The sequence below is a fragment of the Janthinobacterium aestuarii genome (assembly GCF_046113285.1).
Lineage (GTDB): Bacteria > Pseudomonadota > Gammaproteobacteria > Burkholderiales > Burkholderiaceae_D > Janthinobacterium.
In genome coordinates, this window is the sequence record NZ_CP142524.1 from 4,478,673 (window position 1) to 4,496,687 (window position 18,015).

Annotated in this window: 16 protein-coding genes and 2 tRNA genes; 12 read left to right on the forward strand and 6 right to left on the reverse strand. The window is 63.3% G+C overall.

The features are described 5' to 3' along the window. Positions 1-42 precede the first annotated feature (42 nt). Positions 43-1,131, forward strand: a complete 1,089-nt coding sequence (locus tag OX462_RS20070; RefSeq protein WP_409026896.1) for an NADH:flavin oxidoreductase/NADH oxidase — start codon at positions 43-45, stop codon at positions 1,129-1,131. Here OX462_RS20070 and OX462_RS20075 read toward each other — a convergent pair. Both OX462_RS20075 and OX462_RS20080 read right to left on the reverse strand, forming a co-directional pair. After that, a complete protein-coding gene (locus tag OX462_RS20075) occupies positions 1,125-2,630 on the reverse strand; it encodes an MDR family MFS transporter (RefSeq protein ID WP_409026897.1) in 1,506 nt (501 codons plus the stop codon). The two genes, OX462_RS20070 and OX462_RS20075, sit on opposite strands and share 7 nt — an antisense overlap. Continuing rightward, complete coding sequence (locus OX462_RS20080) at positions 2,627-3,085, reverse strand: MarR family winged helix-turn-helix transcriptional regulator (RefSeq protein WP_409026898.1); 459 nt, start codon at positions 3,083-3,085, stop codon at positions 2,627-2,629. The genes OX462_RS20075 and OX462_RS20080 overlap by 4 nt, the downstream gene beginning before the upstream one ends. Before the next feature lie 121 nt (positions 3,086-3,206). Between OX462_RS20080 and OX462_RS20085 the strand changes: the two genes are divergently transcribed. From OX462_RS20085 to OX462_RS20095, 3 genes are all read left to right on the forward strand, one after another. Beyond that, a tRNA-Lys gene (locus tag OX462_RS20085) sits at positions 3,207-3,282 on the forward strand. 80 nt (positions 3,283-3,362) lie between these two features. After that, positions 3,363-3,438: transfer RNA gene (locus OX462_RS20090), tRNA-Lys, on the forward strand. A gap of 150 nt (positions 3,439-3,588) precedes the next feature. After that, positions 3,589-4,482 carry a GIY-YIG nuclease family protein gene (locus tag OX462_RS20095; RefSeq protein WP_409026899.1) on the forward strand — a complete coding sequence of 298 codons (894 nt, stop codon included), beginning with the start codon at positions 3,589-3,591 and terminating at the stop codon, positions 4,480-4,482. A 154-nt stretch (positions 4,483-4,636) separates the two neighbouring features. Here the strand turns inward: OX462_RS20095 and OX462_RS20100 are convergent, their stop codons facing one another. Then, positions 4,637-5,383: an AraC family transcriptional regulator gene (locus OX462_RS20100; RefSeq protein WP_409028769.1), complete on the reverse strand. Its 747-nt coding sequence runs from the start codon at positions 5,381-5,383 to the stop codon at positions 4,637-4,639. Positions 5,384-5,506: 123 nt separating this feature from the next. Here OX462_RS20100 and OX462_RS20105 point away from each other — a divergent pair, with 123 nt between their 5' ends. Both OX462_RS20105 and OX462_RS20110 read left to right on the forward strand, forming a co-directional pair. Beyond that, entirely contained in the window at positions 5,507-5,764 is a 258-nt protein-coding gene (locus tag OX462_RS20105) for a hypothetical protein (protein WP_409026900.1), read from the forward strand. Between the two features lie 66 nt (positions 5,765-5,830). Beyond that, entirely contained in the window at positions 5,831-6,436 is a 606-nt protein-coding gene (locus OX462_RS20110; protein ID WP_070290668.1) for an IMPACT family protein, read from the forward strand. 3 nt (positions 6,437-6,439) lie between these two features. Here OX462_RS20110 and OX462_RS20115 read toward each other — a convergent pair whose 3' ends face one another. Further along, positions 6,440-6,829 carry a hypothetical protein gene (locus OX462_RS20115; RefSeq protein ID WP_070224691.1) on the reverse strand — a complete coding sequence of 130 codons (390 nt, stop codon included), beginning with the start codon at positions 6,827-6,829 and terminating at the stop codon, positions 6,440-6,442. A gap of 13 nt (positions 6,830-6,842) precedes the next feature. Continuing rightward, positions 6,843-7,220: a nuclear transport factor 2 family protein gene (locus OX462_RS20120; protein WP_070290666.1), complete on the reverse strand. Its 378-nt coding sequence runs from the start codon at positions 7,218-7,220 to the stop codon at positions 6,843-6,845. A 257-nt stretch (positions 7,221-7,477) separates the two neighbouring features. Between OX462_RS20120 and OX462_RS20125 the strand changes: the two genes are divergently transcribed. From OX462_RS20125 to OX462_RS20150, 6 genes are all read left to right on the forward strand, one after another. Continuing rightward, positions 7,478-8,878, forward strand: a complete 1,401-nt coding sequence (locus OX462_RS20125; RefSeq protein ID WP_070224693.1) for an L-cystine transporter — start codon at positions 7,478-7,480, stop codon at positions 8,876-8,878. An 80-nt stretch (positions 8,879-8,958) separates the two neighbouring features. Next, positions 8,959-9,723, forward strand: a complete 765-nt coding sequence (locus OX462_RS20130) for a histidine phosphatase family protein (protein WP_409026901.1) — start codon at positions 8,959-8,961, stop codon at positions 9,721-9,723. Positions 9,724-9,740: 17 nt separating this feature from the next. Further along, complete coding sequence (locus tag OX462_RS20135) at positions 9,741-10,619, forward strand: NAD(P)H-hydrate dehydratase (protein WP_070312449.1); 879 nt, start codon at positions 9,741-9,743, stop codon at positions 10,617-10,619. 112 nt (positions 10,620-10,731) lie between these two features. Continuing rightward, entirely contained in the window at positions 10,732-13,236 is a 2,505-nt protein-coding gene (locus OX462_RS20140; RefSeq protein WP_409026902.1) for a TonB-dependent receptor plug domain-containing protein, read from the forward strand. A gap of 18 nt (positions 13,237-13,254) precedes the next feature. Continuing rightward, positions 13,255-14,178, forward strand: a complete 924-nt coding sequence (locus OX462_RS20145; RefSeq protein ID WP_409026903.1) for an SAM hydrolase/SAM-dependent halogenase family protein — start codon at positions 13,255-13,257, stop codon at positions 14,176-14,178. A gap of 260 nt (positions 14,179-14,438) precedes the next feature. Continuing rightward, positions 14,439-14,831 carry a hypothetical protein gene (locus OX462_RS20150; RefSeq protein ID WP_162995587.1) on the forward strand — a complete coding sequence of 131 codons (393 nt, stop codon included), beginning with the start codon at positions 14,439-14,441 and terminating at the stop codon, positions 14,829-14,831. A 124-nt stretch (positions 14,832-14,955) separates the two neighbouring features. Here OX462_RS20150 and OX462_RS20155 read toward each other — a convergent pair whose 3' ends face one another. Continuing rightward, positions 14,956-18,015: an efflux RND transporter permease subunit gene (locus tag OX462_RS20155; RefSeq protein WP_409026904.1), complete on the reverse strand. Its 3,060-nt coding sequence runs from the start codon at positions 18,013-18,015 to the stop codon at positions 14,956-14,958.

Genomic DNA, 18,015 nt, shown 5'->3' on the forward strand with positions numbered 1-18,015 from the left:
GAATCTCCCCCTACTTTTTCATCAACACACACAAAGGCCACCATGTCCGCCCTCTTCCAGCCCTACACCCTCAAAGACATCACCTTGCGCAACCGCATCGCCGTGCCGCCCATGTGCCAGTACATGGCCGTCGATGGCCAGGCCAACGACTGGCATCTGTCGCATTACGCGGGCATGGCCCGTGGCGGCGCCGGGCTGGTGATCGTCGAAGCGACGGCCGTGGCGCCCGAAGGCCGCATCACGCCCGGCTGCACGGGCATCTGGAACGATGACCTGGCGCAAGCCTTCGTGCCTGTCGTCAAGGCCATCAAGGCGGCCGGCTCCGTGCCCGGCATCCAGATCGCCCACGCGGGCCGCAAGGCCAGCGCCAACCGCCCATGGGAAGGCGACGACCACATTGCTGAAGGCGACGCGCGCGGCTGGCAAACCATCGCCCCGTCCGCCATCGCCTTCGGCGGCGGCTTGGGCAAGATGCCGCGCGCCATGGACCTCGACGATATCGCCCGCGTGAAACAGAACTTCGTCGACGCGGCCATTCGCGCCCGCGAAGTGGGCTTCGAGTGGCTGGAACTGCACTTCGCCCACGGCTACCTGGCACAAAGCTTCTTTTCCGCCCATTCGAACCAGCGCGACGACATCTATGGCGGCAGCGTGGAAAACCGCAGCCGCTTCCTGCTGGAAACCTTGAAAGCCGTGCGTGAAGTGTGGCCCGAGCACCTGCCGCTGACCATCCGTTTCGGCGTGCTGGAATTCGACGGCCGCGACGAGCAAACCCTGCTCGAATCGATCGGCCTCGTGCGCCAGTTCAAGGATGCGGGCATGGACATGATCAGCGTCAGCATGGGCTTTACCATTCCCGACGTGTCGATTCCGTGGGGCCCGGCCTTCATGGGACCGATCGCCGAGCGCGTGCGCACGGAGGCGGGCGTGCCCGTCTCGTCCGCCTGGGGCTTCGGCACGCCGGCCATCGCCGAGCGCGTCGTCAAGGAAGAACAGCTCGACGTGGTGATGGTCGGCAAGGCGCACCTGGCCAATCCGCACTGGGCATACTTTGCCGCCAAGGAACTCGGCGTCGAGCGCGCCTCGTGGACCCTGCCGGCGCCGTACGCGCACTGGCTCGAGCGCTACTGATCGGTCTTGGGCTTTAACGTTGCCGGATGCCCCTCCAGGGGCAGTTCCGGCAAGAACAACAGGAAGACCAGTCCCACCAGCAGCAGCACGGCGCCGGCGCCAAACACGCTGGCGATCGCATGGCGGTACACTTCCACCGTCTGCGCCGCAGCATGCGCGCCCAGCGCCGACACGGCTTCCACACCATGCTGGTGCAGCTGGTGCGCGAGGATGGCGCCGGACGCCGTCACGCCGAGCAAGCCGCCCAGCGAACGGAAAAAGGCCAGCATGGCCGTGCCCACGCCGCGGCGCGCCAGGGGCAAGGCATTTTGCACGGCGATCGTCATGTTCGGCATCACCAATCCTAATCCCGTGCCGAGCAGGAAGATGGCCGGCTCGATGATCCAGTAACCGCGCGACGTTTCCATGGCCCAGGCCAGCACGGCAAACGCCAGCAGCGCCACGGCCAGCCCCGCCACCTGCACCATCTTGTACTTGCCCGAGCGCGACAGCACCCGGCCGTTGAACATCGACGACGCCACCAGGCCCACCATCATCGCCACCGTCATCACGCCCGATTCGGCGGGACTCGTGCCCATCACCAGCTGGAAGAACAGGGGGAAGAAGACGCTGGCGCCCATCAGCCCCATGAAAGTCATGGCCATCACCAGGCTGGCGATATTGAAAGTGCGGTTCTCGAACAGGTCGGGCGGCAGCACGGGTTCGTCCACCCTGCCCACGTGGAAGGCCAGCCAGGCGCCCAGCAACAGGGCGACGCCGCCGCACACCTTGACGGCGAGAGAGTCCCACGGCCACTCCGTGCCGCCCAGCGCCAGCACCAACAGGGCCGCCGTGATGGCGCCCGTCAGCAAGGCGGAACCCAGGTAATCGATCTTGTGCGCATGCGTGCGCGCCAGCTTGCGCATGGCGCGCGCGATGATGACAAAGGCGGCCGCGCCGATGGGCAGGTTGACATAGAAAATCCAGTGCCACGACAGGGCATCCGTGATGACGCCGCCCAGCACGGGCCCCAGCACGCTGGTGACGGCAAACACGATGGGCACCATGCCTTGCCGCTTGCCCCGCTCGGCCGGCGGCACGATGTCGCCGATGATGATTTGCGCCAGCGGCATGAAGCCGCCCGCCCCGAGGCCCTGGATGGCGCGGAAGATGATCAGCTCCGTCATGTTCTGCGCCAGCCCGCACAGCACGGAACCGAGCAAGAAGGTCAGCAGCGCCGTGAAGATCATGGGACGGCGGCCATACTGGTCGGCCAGCTTGCCGTACAGGGGCATGGTGGCCGTCGACGCCAGCACATACGCTGTCACCACCCACGACAGATGCGCCATGCCGCCCAGGTCGTCGACGATGCGCGGCAGGGCCGTGGCGACGATGCTCTGGTCCAGCGCACCCAGGCCCAGCACGGCCATCAGACCCAGGTAGATGGCGCGCACTTCGCGCTCGGTGACGGGTTTCGCTGCGCCTTTGTCTGCGCCTGCGGCGTGATCGTGGCCGCTCATGCTTGGCCGATCTCAAGCAGCGGCTGCATGGCGGCTTCCAGCGCATCGACCTGCTGCGGCGTCAGACGGGCGATGCGGCGCGCCAACGCATCGCGGCGCCGCGCGCGCAAGGTTTCGAGGATCGCCAGGCCTTGCGCGGACACGTGCAGGCCCGAACGCCGGCGGTCCTGCGGATCGGGCGCACTGCGCTCGACCAGCCCCGCCTCTTCGAGCGACTTGACCTGGGCGCTGACGGTGGGCCCGCGCACATTCTGCAGCCGCGCCAGCGCGGCCACGCCGATGCCGGGCTGCTCATGGATCAGGGCCAGCAGCATGTACTGCATCATCGACACATGGGCATCCAGCTCGCCCCCTTCGCGCTGCATGGAGCGCAACAGGCGCTTGAACGCCACGCGCAAGTCATCGGACAGCGCCAGCGCGCGCTCGGGGATGGGAAAGTCTTCGGTATTGGGCATGAGATCACATAAATAGGTAGGCTATCTACTTATATTAGTCCGTCCATGACCGCGCTGCAAGGCTTTTTTTCCATCTCGGCCCTTCCCAAAACCGCCATTGGCCGTCATAATAGCCGCCCTTGGGTCGTTAGCTCAGCTGGTAGAGCAGCGGACTTTTAATCCGTTGGTCGCAGGTTCGAATCCCGCACGGCCTACCAAGAATTTGCAGTTCGTTTGCCTGCCGCCATGGCAAGTGCCGTACCGCACAGTGTTACCGCAGTAGTAGTAAAAAGTTTTTGGGTCGTTAGCTCAGCTGGTAGAGCAGCGGACTTTTAATCCGTTGGTCGCAGGTTCGAATCCCGCACGGCCTACCAAATACTTCAGAGAAGCCAACCGTTCGCGGTTGGCTTTTTTTTGGCCAATTTGCGCCTTATCAAGAAAAAATTACTATAGCAACCAAAGTAATAAATAAGCAACGTTAGCTGATATACTCCATTTTCCAGCTATTCCAACACGTTAAAAACATGGACTCGAGTCAGCTATACATTCTAAAGAACAAGTCTTTCCAAAGAAACATTTTAAAGATTGGAATGACAAAAAAACAAACCAACTCCCGAGCAAAACAACTGTACTCAGGAGCCACTGGAGTACCAGAACCGTTTGATGTTCTATTTGCATGCAGTGTTGCGGACTGCAGAATTGCAGAACGCATAGTACATCGCCGCCTTGCTGCTTTCCGCGTAAATAATTCCCGAGAATTTTTCCGAATTCCGGCAAAAATAGCGCGACATATTGTTCTTGAGGTCTGCTCCAATTTAAATACTGAGCATCAGCATGACCGGCCTATTATTTCGGTTGATCTAATAACAACCCAAGAACCAGAACCTCCAATAAATGATCAATACCAAGAGAAGTATGGTGAAATTATTTCAATCCCTCTTGAAGAAATAATACAGCTACCCATTGGCACTAGCACTTTAAGCAAAGCTCAAAAAGAAAGAATATCTATCGTCAGCCATATTCTGCATGAAGTTTTTCCAGAAGGTGAGGAAGGATGGCATGAATCTTTCTCTCGCGACAAGAAACCAGAAATAGAAATACGAATCTGGGAACATATTGCAAAAGCTTTTCTGAAAATAGATGAGATCGATTATTTAAATACTAGCGAAAAAGAAGAAGCCTATGAACTTCTGTTCGCTAGATCCCTAAGTCCAACCAAAATTGTTATGCAACAACACACGCTCCGTTACTTCACAAAAGAAGCTGCCCTGAAAATTATGGCTGGTTATGAGTTATCGCCAAAACCCATTACGGTATCAAGGGTGCCCCCTGAAACCTGGGTCCCTAACCCACCAACCTTAAAACCAATCACATCAGTGATATCAGAAATATTCGCATCGCAGCGAAAGAGAACCTAGCACACAAGGACAATCAGCGCTTTACAACTCAGAGTTCAACAACTATTCCTGAAAAATTCCGCAAGGGGCCGGGGTCACGCAAGGGGCCGGGGGCAGGTCCGGCATTCGTACACGATTTCAGCCTTGGCCGCCTCTATCAACAGCCAGTTGCGCTTTATCCAATACCGATATTTCCCGATTCATTGCCTTCCCCATACCTCCCCGGCGTCACCCCCATCACCCTCTTGAACATGGCGATGAAGGCGCTGACGTTGTCGTAGCCCAGGTCCAGCGCAATCGTCGTCACGGGCTGGCCGGCGGCCAATAGTTCCAGGGCGCGCAGGATGCGGGCGCGCTGGCGCCAGGCGGAGGGCGTAAAGCCGGTCTCCAGCGTAAAACGGCGCGCCAGGGTGCGCGGCGAGACGCCGGCCCAGGCGGCCAGTGCTTCCACGCCACGCTCGTCGGCCAGGTCGTCAAGCACGGCGCGCGCCACGCGCAGCAGGCGCGGGTCCGTGGGCAGGGGCAAGCCGAAGGATTCGTGCGGCGCGGCGGCGATCTCATCGAGGATCACGCCCGCCACCCGGGCCTGACGCGCGTCCAGTGCCTCCAGCGCGCCCTCGCCCCAGGTGCTGGCGCGGCTCACCGCCTCGCGCAGCAAGCCCGAGACGCGCATCACGCAAGGCGCGGCGGGCAAGCCGGCGCAGCTGGCCTCATCCACATATACGCTCCAGCCCGCAAACGGGCCGTGCGAACGCAGCGCGTGCACGTGATGGGGCGGCACCCACACGCAGTGACTGGCCGGCACCACCCACTGTCCGCTGTCGGCCGTAACGGAGAGCAAGCCCCGCATGGCGCCGAACAGCTGGCCGCTGGCATGGCGGTGCGCCCCCGTCACCCTTTCCTGCGGCTGGACAATGCGCATGGCGCGCAGCGGCGGTGCTGGCGGCAAGATTGGCGGATTTGACGTATCGAATGACATAAACAACGCAGGCAAGACAGTCCGGCCATCATACAGTGAAGTCTTTCCAACCTTCAGGAGTTCAGCATGCGTGCAGAAGACGTGTTACCGGATCAACAAAACCAGGGCCAGTTCAATGGCGTCACCGTGCGCAAAGGCACGGTGGGCGCTTTTCTCGCCAATGCCCGGCTGTGGCTGGACGACGCCAGCAGCATCGAGGACAAGGCCATCGCCGAGCGCGACATTGTCGACGCCCTGCCCGCCCTGCACGCGCTGGGACTGTTCGAGATCCTGCAGGTGCGCGATGCGGCGCTGCGCGAACTGGTGGCCGTCGCGGCCGCGTGAGCGGGCTGACTCGTCCCCGGCGCGCATTTCCTCTATCATGCTGCTTTGCCCGCCTTCGCACCCGCCATGCCGTTTACCATTGCCGCCCCCGTCCACAGCGAACTGATCATCAAGAAAAGCCGTTTCATCGGTTGCGTGCAGCCGATGACGGACCGCGCCAGCGCGCAGCAGGTGGTCAATGACTTGAAGGCGCAGCATCCGGGCGCCTGCCATGTGTGCTGGGCGCTGCTGGCGGGCGGGCAATCGGCGGCCGTCGACGATGGCGAACCGAGCGGCACGGCCGGGCGGCCCATGCTCGACGTGCTGCGCCACCAGGACCTCGAAGGCGTGCTGGCCACCGTCGTGCGCTATTTTGGCGGCATCAAGCTCGGTGCGGGCGGCCTCGTGCGCGCCTACACGGACAGCGTGGCGCAGGCACTCTTGCAGGCGGAAAAGACGGCCATCGTGCGCCAGCGCACCCTGCGCTGCACGGTACCGTATGCGATGGAAGGCATGCTGCGCCGCGAACTAGATGGCGCCGGCGCCACCCTGCTGAACGTGGCGCATGGGGAAGACGTGCTGTTCGACTTCAGCCTGCCTGAAACGGCGGCCACCGCCCTGCTCGCCCATCTGCATGAGGCGGGCAATGGGCGGATAGCCTGGCTGAAGGCAGAAGCCGAAGAGGAAGAATAAACCCTACAGGTCGCGCGGCCGCTTGATCTGCAACAAGATGAAATGCGTCCACGCCAGCGCCGGCAGCACCAGCAACAGCAGCATCAGTCCGGCCGGCATGTCCGGCACGAAACGTACGAAGCAGGCAAGGAAGCCGGCGATGGCCAGCCAGAAGCGCCAGTTGAATGCATAGGCCTTGCGCGCCACCGTCGCCAGCGCGATGCGCCAGAATTCCAGCAAGGCCCACAGGCCGCCCGTCAGCAGCAGCGCGGCCAGCGCATTGGCGCCGGGGGCGTCGGCCCAGGTGCGCACCAGGTTGTACAGCAGCAGGGGATAGCCGGCCGTGATGGCCAGGGTGGCGGGGCCGGCGGCGATGACAGCTTCAAACAGCTGCCCTTTGGAACGATGATCCACTAAACCGTGCTCCTCAAGCCACGACGCCCGAATGGGCGGCGATCACTTGCAGCGCGCCGGCCGCATCCTGCGCCCACACGCGCGTAAAACGGAAGTCGCCATGCGTTTCCACGTCGTGATACTTGCCCGTCAACTGCATGCGCACGGAGACCACGGCCACGTTGCCGTTGATGCGCACATGGCGCTCGGACGCGCGCAAGTCCGTGATGGCCAGCAGGCGCTGCTCGTGCGCAGCCAGGTCCGCATGCTTGCTCAGCAGATGACCCAGGTGATTCGTAAACAGTAGCTCGTCGGCCAGCAAGACATTCAGCGCGGCCACGTCGGACGCCATCATGGCCAGGCGCAAGCGCTCTTCCGCATCCAGCACTTGTACTTCCGTTAAAGCATTCATTTTTTTCCTTATTAAAATCACGCGCGCATATTAACAAACGGGAAAACCATGCTGGCACGAAATAGCCAATTTCACAATCATCCTGAAGGCTTATGCCTGTGGAGCATATTTATATAGCGTAATATTCGCAGCAGTATCGCGTAAAACACCCCCATAGTACTGTACAGTGCTTGCCCTTTCGCCCCAGGCTGGGGCAGCAATGACTTGTAGTAAAGTGCTCTCCGCAGTCTCGAATAAAACCAAGATAAGGCCCCTTCATGGCAATTAACATCATTCTGAACCTGCTCGTTGCGCTGATCGTCTTCGCCTTCATGTTCCACCAGCAACGCAAACACGCGACGTTCACCGTGCGCGTCTTCACGGGCCTGGGCCTGGGCGTGCTGCTGGGCGCGGCCGTGCAGTGGCTGTACGGCGCCGGTTCGCCCGTCATCGCGGGCACCAATGAATACATCGACATCGTCGGCAGCGGCTATGTCAAACTGCTGCAGATGATCATCATGCCGCTGATCATGGTCTCCATCATCTCCGCCATTTTAAAGCTCAAGGATGCGAGTTCCCTGGGCAAGATCAGCGCGCTGACCATCGGCACCCTGCTCATCACCACCACGATCGCCGCCGCTCTGGGCATTTTGATGGCCAAACTGTTCGGCCTGACGGCAGTAGGCCTGACCTCGAGCGCGGCCGAAGTGGCGCGCGGCGTGCAGCTGCAAGGCTCGCTGGAAACGGCGAAAGCCCTGTCCCTGCCGAAACTGCTGGTCAGCTTCGTGCCGACCAACCCCTTCCTCGACATGACGGGCGCGCGCAAGACGTCGACCATCGCCGTGGTCGTGTTCTCGATCTTCATCGGCATCTCGGCCACGGGCATCGCGGCGAAGAAGCCGGAAATTTTCGCGTCCTTCGAGCACTTCATGAAAGTGGCGCACGCCATCGTCATGCGCATGGTCACCCTGGTGCTGCGCCTGACGCCGTACGGCGTGTTCGCGCTGATGTTTGAAGTGGTGGCGTCGTCGAGCTACACGGACATCTTGAAATTGATCAACTTCGTCGTCGCCTCGTACAGCGCACTGATATTGATGTTCCTCGTGCATCTGGCCATCATCGCTGGCGTGGGCCTGAACCCGCTGCGCTTCGTGAAAAAAGTCTTCCCCGTGCTGGCCTTCGCCTTCACCTCGCGCACCAGCGCCGGCTCGATCCCGATGAGCGTGCAGACGCAAACCCAGCGCCTGGGCACGCCGGAAGGCATCGCCAACTTCGCCGCCTCATTCGGCTCGACCATCGGCCAGAATGGCTGCGCCGGCATCTATCCGGCCATGCTCGCCGTCATGATCGCCCCCACCGTCGGCGTCGATCCGTTCACCATCAGCTTCCTGCTGCCCTTGCTGGCCATCATCACCATCGGTTCCGTCGGCGTGGCCGGCGTGGGCGGCGGCGCCACGTTTGCCGCCCTGATCGTGCTGTCGGCGATGGACTTGCCCGTCGCGCTGGCCGGCTTGCTGATCTCCGTCGAACCGCTGATCGACATGGGCCGCACGGCCCTGAACGTGAGCGGCTCGATCACGGCCGGCACCGTCACCAGCCGGGTCATGGGCGAAACCGACCTGGCCGTCTACAACAGCGACGACGCGCCTGACTTGGATGAGGCGGAACACGCGGCCTAAAAGCCCAACGAGTTGCGCGCCGCGCCTTGCCGCTTTCGTCTATATTGGATCGCAATCAATACGGAGGAAGGCGCAAGGCGATGGAACAGAAATGGCCGCAGCAAATCTGGATCGTGCGTCACGGCCAAAGTGCCGGCAACGTGGCGCGCGATGCCGCCGAAGCGGAAAAACAGTTATTAATCGCCATCGCCGAGCGCGATGTCGACGTCCCCCTCTCCGAGCTTGGCGCGCGCCAGGCGCAAGCCCTCGGCGACTGGTTCGCCACCCTCCCCCCTGAACAACAACCGACCGTCGTGCTGTATTCGCCCTACGTGCGGGCCCAGCAGACGGCGCAAGCCGTGCTGGCGCGCATCGATGCGGACAGCTTGGGCGCCGTGGTGGCCGACGAGCGCCTGCGCGAAAAGGAATTCGGCATCCTCGACCGCCTGACCGTGCACGGCATCGCCAGCAAGTACCCGGAATTGCACGAACAGCGCCAGCACGTCGGCAAGTTTTATTTCCGCCCGCCGGGCGGCGAAAGCTGGTGCGACGTCATCCTGCGCCTGCGCAGCGTGCTCGACACCATCACCCGCGAATACCGGGGCGAACGGGTACTGATCGTCGGCCATCAGGTCATCGTCAACTGCTTCCGCTACCTGCTCGAGCGCTGCGACGAGCAAGCCATCCTGGCCATCGACAAGGCGGCCGACGTGCCCAACTGCGGCGTCACCTCGTATGCCTTCAATCCCGCCCTGGGCAGACACGGCAAGCTGCAGCTGGACCTGTGCAACTTCGTCGCGCCGCTGGAAGCGGCCGGCACACCCGTCACGGCACAGCCCGACATGCCGGCTGCGCCGAAATCCTGATCTCTCGGAGCTCATCCATGGACGCCATCGACATCACGCCTTCCCTGCTGCGCTCCTGGCCCCTGCCCATGCCCCAGCCCGATGGCGACAAGGAAGTGCGCGGCCATCTGCTGATCGTCGCCGGTTCCGAGGAAATGCCGGGCGCCATTGTGCTGGCAGCCACGGCCGCCCTGCGCGCGGGCGCAGGCAAGCTGACCCTGGCGACGGGCGCGTCGGTGGCGGCGCAAGTGGCCGTCGCCATGCCCGAGGCGCGGGTCATCGGCCTCGATGAAACGGTGCAGGGCGGCTTCCGCCACGAGGCGCGCCACCAGCTGGCGCCGCTGGCCGGCAAGGTCGATGCCGTGCTCGTCGGGCCCGGCATGTGCGACACAGCCGCCAGTTGCGAGCTGATGCGCCACCTGCTGCCCCTGTTTGCCGGCAGCCGGCTGATTCTCGACGCCTGCGCCATGCAGGTCGTGCGCCAGCCGCCGCAGTTTCATTTTGAGCAGCCCGTGCTGCTGACGCCGCACGCAGGCGAGCTGGCCCAGCTGATGGGCCTGTCGAAGGATGCCGTGCTGGCCGACCCGCATGCCTGCGCCATGGAGGCGGCGCGGCGCTGGCATGCCATCGTCGCGCTGAAAGGCGCGCTGACCGTCATCGCCATGCCCGATGGCAACACCTGGACGCATGCGGGCGGCAATATCGGCCTGGCCATTTCCGGTTCCGGCGACACCCTGGCCGGCATCATCACGGGCCTGGCCGCGCGCGGCGCACCGTTGGAGCAAGCGTGCGCCTGGGGCATCGCCCTGCATGCGCTGGCGGGTGAACAGCTGGCCTTGCGCTTCGGCCTCCTCGGCTACCTGGCGCGCGAAATCCCGGCCGAGATTCCCGCCCTGCTGCGCAATCTGGCGGCATAAAAACAACAGCATAAGCATATCCAGAAAGAATCGTTAGCGCACACCGCCACCTCCCTTAAGCTCATTGCAACTGTTTCCGTACCAACACTAATCGAGCCCAAAGGACACCGCCTTGTATCCGCGCCACTCATCCGCCACGCCTTCCCTTCCCGCCACGCCGCTGCGCGCCATCGTGCTGGCCTGCGCCATGCTGGGCGCCGTGCCCGCGTGGGCCCAGACTGACGACACCGCCACCGGCGCCGCCACGCCAGCGAGCGCCAGCATCGACCAGGTCACCGTCGTCGGTTCGCGCGCGCGCAACCGCACGGTGTTCGACAGCAGCGTGCCCATCGACCGCTTCGGCGCGCGTGAAGTGAGCAATGCGCTGGCCTCGGGCGACGTGGGCGCGGCCCTGCAAAACCTGTCGCCGTCGATCAACTTCCCACGCATTGAATCGAGCGGCGCGTCGGACTCCGTGCGCGGCATCCAGTTGCGGGGCCTGGCGCCCGACCAGGTGCTGGTGCTGATCAACGGCAAGCGCCGCCACACGAGCGCCGTGCTGGACACGGAAAGCAGCTTTGCCGGCACCGTGCCGGTCGACATCAACGCCATTCCACCGAACGCCATCGACCACATCGAAATCCTGCGCGACGGCGCCGGCGCCCAGTACGGCAGCGACGCCGTGGCGGGCGTCATCAACATCGTGCTGAAAAAGGCGCGCACGGGCGGCGCCGCCTCCGTCAGCTACGGCGCCAACCACACGCATTTCGAGCCCACCGATCAAACCCTGACGGATGGCCAGACCGTCATCGTCAACGCCGACTACGGCGTGCCGCTGGGCGAAGCGGGATTCTTCCGCTTCGGCGCTGAAACGCGGCGCCGCTCGCCCACGGAACGGGCCGGCCCCAGCGACGCGGGCTGGACGTCCTACAACTTCACGCCGGCCGACCAGGCGCTCGACGGCAAGGTGGTGTTCAAGTCGGGCGACTCGCGCCAGCGCAACAACTATTTGTTCTACAACACCCAGCTCACCCTGGCCAGCGGCCTCGACCTGTACTCGTTTGCCACCCTCAACGAACGCACATCGGACGGCAGCGCCTACTTCCGCTATCCGGGCGACCCGTCGAACGTGCCGGCCCTGTATCCGCACGGCTACCGCCCCGTCACCAACGGCGACAAGCGCGACCTCAGCATCGTTGCCGGCGTGCGCGGCAGCGCGGGCGCGTGGAACTGGGACGCCAGCGCGCGCCACGGCAGCGACCGCTTTGACTACGGCGTAAGCCACTCCGTCAACGCTTCGCTGGGCGCGGCCAGTCCCACGCGTTTCAATCTGGCCGGTTTCGACTTCCGCCAGAATGCCTTGAATATCGATGCCACGCGCAGCATCGACATCGGCTTGCCCGCTCCGTTCAGCGTGGCCGTGGGCGCCGAGTGGATGCGCGAAACCTACACCAGCTCGGCCGGCGATGCTGCCTCGTATGCGGCCGGCAGCTTCACCGATGCGCCACCGGGCGCGCAGGCGGGACCGGGCCTGCGCCCGTCGGACGCCTACGATGGCAGCCGGCAAATCCGCTCCGTGTATGCGGACGTGGAAAGCGACCTCACGCCGCGCCTGCTGGTGGGCGCCGCCGCCCGCTATTCCGACTACAGCGACTTCGGCAGCGCCAGCACGGGCAAGTTGTCCACGCGCTATAAAGTGACGGACAATTTTCTTGTGCGCGGCTCGCTGTCGAACAGCTTCCGCGCACCGGCCCTTGTGCAGACGGGTTTCCGCTTCGCCACCTTGAACTTCAACGCCGATGGCACGGCCCTGCAAACGGCGGCCCTGCTGCCGGCCAGCGACCCGCTGGCGCGCAGCTTCGGCGCACAACAGCTGAAACCGGAAAAATCGGCCAACGTCTCGCTGGGCCTGGCCTGGAAACCGGCAGCCGCCACCAGCGTGACGGTGGACGCCTACGTGATCCGCATCCGCGACCGCATCACGCGTTCGAGCGACTTGCAAAGCGACGCCGTCACGGCCTACCTGGCCGCGAATGGCCGCGGCGATATCCAGTCCGTGGCCTACCTGGCCAATTTGCTCGACACGCGTACCAAAGGCCTGGACGTGGTACTGAACCACGATCTGGCCTTCACGTCAGGCAAGCTGAACCTGAATGCGGCCCTGAACCTGAACAAGACCAGTCTCGACAAGGTGCGCCAAAGTTCCACCGCGCTAGCCGCCATCGATCCGAGTCTGACCCTGCTGACGGAGACGAGTTTGTTCCGCATCAAACATGCGTCGCCCACCAGCAAATTGATACTCGGCGCCGACTGGCAGGCGGCAGGCTGGGGCGTGCAGGCGCGCGCCACGCGCTTTGGCGAGCTGAAAGATTTTTCCTACGACAGCGATGCGCCCCTGATCGACGGCATTCCCGCCCAGCGCTTCGGCGCCGTCTGGTCGCTGGACCTGGAAGGCCAATTGAAACTGAGCAAGCAACTGACGGTGAGCGTGGGCGGCAACAATATCCTCGACCGCTATCCGCAGCGCGTGCGGGAAACGAACAACGCCACGTATGGCGGCGCCCTGCCCTACAATTTCATCAACCCCATCGGCGTCAATGGCGCCTACTTTTACGCTAAATTAAGCTACACGTTCTGACACGGACAAGGATAAATCATGATCATCAAACGAATCTCCCATCTCGCCGCCGGCGCCTGCCTGAGCGCCCTCCTGTTATCCAGTGCCCAGGCTGCCGCGCCGCTGGTGCTGATGACGGACTTCGGCACGGCCGACGGCGCCGTGTCCGCCATGCATGGTGTCGCCTATGGCGTCGATCCCCAGCTCACCATTTCGGACCTGACCCACCAGATTCCCGACTACGACATCTGGCTGGGCGCCTACCGTTTGTACCAGACGGCCAATTACTGGCCGCAAGGCACGGTGTTTGTTTCCGTCATCGACCCGGGCGTGGGCACGGCGCGCAAGTCGGTGGTGCTGAAAACCAAGAGCGGACGCTACTTCGTGGGTCCGGACAACGGTCTGTTCACGTTGATCGCCGAGCGCGACGGCGTGGCCGAACTGCGTGAAATCGATGAAAAGGTCAACCGCCTGGCGGGCTCCGCCGAGTCCTACACTTTCCATGGCCGCGACGTGTACGCGTACGTGGGCGCGCGCCTGGCCTCGGGCGCCATCACCTACGAACAGGTGGGCCCGTCATTGCCCAGCGCATCCGTGGTCAAGATCGCGTACCAAAAACCCGTACGCGACGGCAATACCATCCGCGGCATCGTGCCCGTGCTCGATGTGAAATATGGCAATGTCTGGACGAATATCCCGAAATCGCTGCTCGACGAATTGCAGGTGAAACTGCACGATCCGCTGCAAGTACGCATCCTGCACAAGGGCAAGCAAGTGGCCAAGGTCACGGCGCCGTTCGAGCACACGTTTGGCGGCGTCGCCAAAGGCAAGCCGCTGGTTTACCTGAACAGCCTGCTCGACGTGGCCGTGGCCATCAGCCAGGGCGACTTCGCCGCCAAACACCACGTCGCGTCAGGCGTGGATTGGGAAGTGGAAGTGAGCAAGGCCCCTGCCGTCAAATAAGGCCCTCGCCCGCGGCCGGGACGTCCTGTCCTGGCCCTTTCTTTCTCGTTCACGTGGCGCGTTTGCGCCATATCAAAACGGATCGCCGATCCTGCTGCCGATAGCCGTTGATTTGTAAATCCGGTGAACCTGCGCGCACCTGCCCACTCTAATTTTTTGCAAGCGATGCCAGCCTTGCTACGACGGCCTGCCCGCACCGTGGCAGGCAGTTGGCAAGGTATGACTACCCACGACAGCTTTCCAACGAGAAAGGAACAATCATGACGGCCCCACTCCCTAGCACCAGCAAGCTTGTCCTCGGCACCGCCATCGTCTGCGCGCTGCTGGGCGGCTGCAACAAGCATAACGAAACCACCACCGCCCCGGCCACGCCAGCTACGCCCGCCACCACGCCCGGCACAGGCGGCAGCGGCACCTCGGGCACCAGCGGCACCACCACGCCGGACACCACCACGCCCGCTACCCCATCCGTTGCACCGGGCACGACCACCAATCCCGACGGCACGACCACGCCGCCGACCACCACGCCCAACACGACGCCGGGTACCGGCACCGGTAACGGGACAGGGACCGGAACCGGCACTGGGACCGGAACTGGCACAGGGGGCGGGACGGGCACAGGGACCGGCACCACCCCACCACGCGGCAGCTAAATACCGCCTGCGCTCCGCCCCGACGACCGGCCGGGCTGCAAGCCCGTAGCAGAATACGCAACAAAGAGCCTTCCGATGAAGGCTCTTTTTATTGCAGAGCGCAATATCTCGCAGCCACCGCGCGTCAGTGGGCCGGAACCGCCTTGCCAGCCGCCCGTGCGCTCAGCGCCTGGTGGTCCGCCGCCAGGAACAGATACATGGCCGGCACCACGAACAGGGTAAACAAGGTGCCAATGGACAGGCCCGTGAAAATCACCAGCCCCATCGCGTGGCGCCCGGCCGCGCCCGCGCCCGAGGCGATCACCAGGGGCAGCACGCCAAACACCATGGCGGCCGTCGTCATCAGGATGGGGCGCAGGCGCACGGCAGCCGCTTCTTCCACCGCCTCGCGCTTGCTCTTGCCTGTCTTTTGCAGCTGATTGGCCACTTCCACGATCAGGATGCCATGCTTGCTGATCAGGCCCATCAGGGTCACCAGGCCCACCTCCGTGTAGATGTTGATCGACGCAAAGCCGAGGAAGATGAACATGGTGGCGCCAAACAGGGCCAGCGGCACGGAAACGAGGATCACGACGGGATCGCGGAAGCTCTCGAACTGCGCCGCCAGCGCCAGGAAGACGATCACCACGGCAAACAGCATGGTGACGATGAAGCCGCCCGATTCCTGCACGAACTGGCGCGACTGCCCCGCATAATCGGCCGTGTAGCCGCTGGGCGCCACCTGGGCCAGTGTGTCGCGCATGAAGCCCAGCACCTCGCCCTGCGAGGCGCCGGACACGCCGGCAAGCGTCACGGAATTGAGTTGCTGGAAGCGGTTGATCGACTCGGGAACGACGTCGTACTGGATATGCGCGACGGTACTGGCCGGTATCATCGTGCCGCTGGGCGTCTTGATGTGGAAATCCAGTACTGCCGACGGGTTCAGGCGGTCCACCTGCAGCACCTGCGGGATCACTTTATACGAACGCCCGGCGATGGAAAAATAATTGACGTAGTTGCCGCCCAGAGCAGCGCCCAGCGCCTGCCCCACATCCTGCTGCGTCATGCCGAGCGCGGCGACACTATCGCGGTCGATCACGACGGTCGCTTGCGGCTTGTCGATTTTCAAGTCCGTATCGATGAAATAGAACTTGCCCGATGCGCGCGCCTTCTCCAGCACCTGCTGCGCGATGGCATCGAGGTTTTCAAACGGTTCCGTGGTGGCGATGACGAATTGCACCGGCAAGCCGGAGGAACCGGGCAAGGCGGGAAACTGGAAGGCGGCCACGCGCGCGCCGGCGATCTTGTTCCAGCCCGCCTGCAAGTCTTGCTGCACCTCCTGGGCGCTGCGCGTACGCTGGTCCCAGGGCGTCATCAGCATGCCGCCAAAACCCGAGTTGACCGTCGGCACGCCCGTGATCTGGAACATCTGGCTGTATTCGGGCATGGCCTTGGCCACCTGGTAGATTTGCTCCGCATACACTTGCATCTGGTCCGACGTGGCCGTCGGGTCGCCCACCACCTGCGACAGCACGACTCCCTGGTCTTCCTCGGGCGCCAGCTCGGACTGCGACATCCTGAACATCAGCCCCAGCACCACCATCAATAGCGCCGCCATGACGATGAGCACCACCCAGGTGTCGAGCAGCGCATGCAGCAGGCGTTGATACGTGTCGTGCACCTTGCCGAAGACGCGGTCGATGGCTTGCACGAAGCGGCCGCTGTCCTGTTCCGGACGGAAAAAGCGCGAACACATCATGGGCGACAGAGTCAGGGCCACCACGCCCGACACGGCCACGGCGCCGGCCAGGGTGAAGGCGAATTCCGTGAACAGCGCCCCCGTCAGGCCCCCCTGGAAACCGATGGGCACGTACACGGCGATGAGCACCACCGTCATGGCCAGAATCGGACTGCCCAGTTCGCGCGCCGCCAGCAGGCTGGCTTCCAGCGGCGGCTGGCCCTGCTTCATGTGGCGGTCCACGTTTTCCACCACGATGATGGCGTCGTCGACCACCAGGCCGATGGCCAGCACGATGGCCAGCAAGGTCAGCAAGTTGATGGAATAGCCGAGCGCCAGCATGGCCGTAAACGTGCCGATCAGCGATAGCGGCATGGCGATCACGGGGACGATCACGGCCCGCAGGCTGCCCAGGAACAGATAGATGACGATGGTGACGATCAGCAGCGCCTCGACCAGGGTCTTGATGACCTCCTTGATCGAGGTATTGATGAAGAAAGTCGAGTCGTACACGATTTCGCCCGTCAGCCCGGCCGGCAGCTGGGACTGGATGTCGGGAAAGCTGGCGCGCACGCGCTTGGCCACGTCGAGGATATTGGCTTCCGGCGCCACCTTGATGCCGATGAAGACGGAGCGCACGCCGCTGAAGGCCACGTTGAAATCATAGTTTTCCGAACCCAGCACGACGGTGGCCAGGTCTTCCAGCCGCACGATGGAGTCGCCGCTGCGTTTGACGACGAGCTTCCTGAATTCCTCGACCGAATGCAGGTCCGTGCCCGCCGTCAGGGGAACGGTCACCATCTGCCCCTTGCTGGACCCCAGCGCGGCCAGGTAATTGTTATTGCCCAGGGCGGTACTGACCTCGGCCGCCGTCACGCCGAACGCGGCCATCTTGTCCGCATCGAGCCAGGCGCGCAGCGCGAACAGGCGTGCGCCCAGCAGTTCCGCCGTCTGCACGCCGCTGATGGAATCGAGCTTGGGCTTGACCACGCGGCTCAGGTAATCCGTCACATTATTCGTCGGCAAGGTCTTGCTGTAAAAGCCCAGGTACATCGCGTCCGTCGTCTGCCCCATCTGCACCGTCAGCACGGGCGTCTGCGCCTGGGCGGGCAGCTGGTTCTTCACGGAACTGACCTGGGTGTTAATTTCCGTCAAAGCCCGGTTCGCGTCGTAATTGAGGCGCAGGGTGGCCGTGATGGTGGACACGCCGCTGCTGCTCGACGAGGACAGGTAATCGATGCCCTGCGCCTGGGCGATGGCCGATTCCAGCGGCTGCGTGATGAAACCGGCCACCGTCTGCGAGTCGGCGCCGTAATAGGTGGTCGAGATCGTCACGACGGCGTTCTGCGTCTTCGGATACTGGTTGATGGGCAGGCTGAACAGGGAGCGCAAGCCCAGCACCACCAGCAGCAGGCTCACCACCATCGCCAGCACGGGCCGGCGGATAAAGAGATCGGTGAAGTTCAT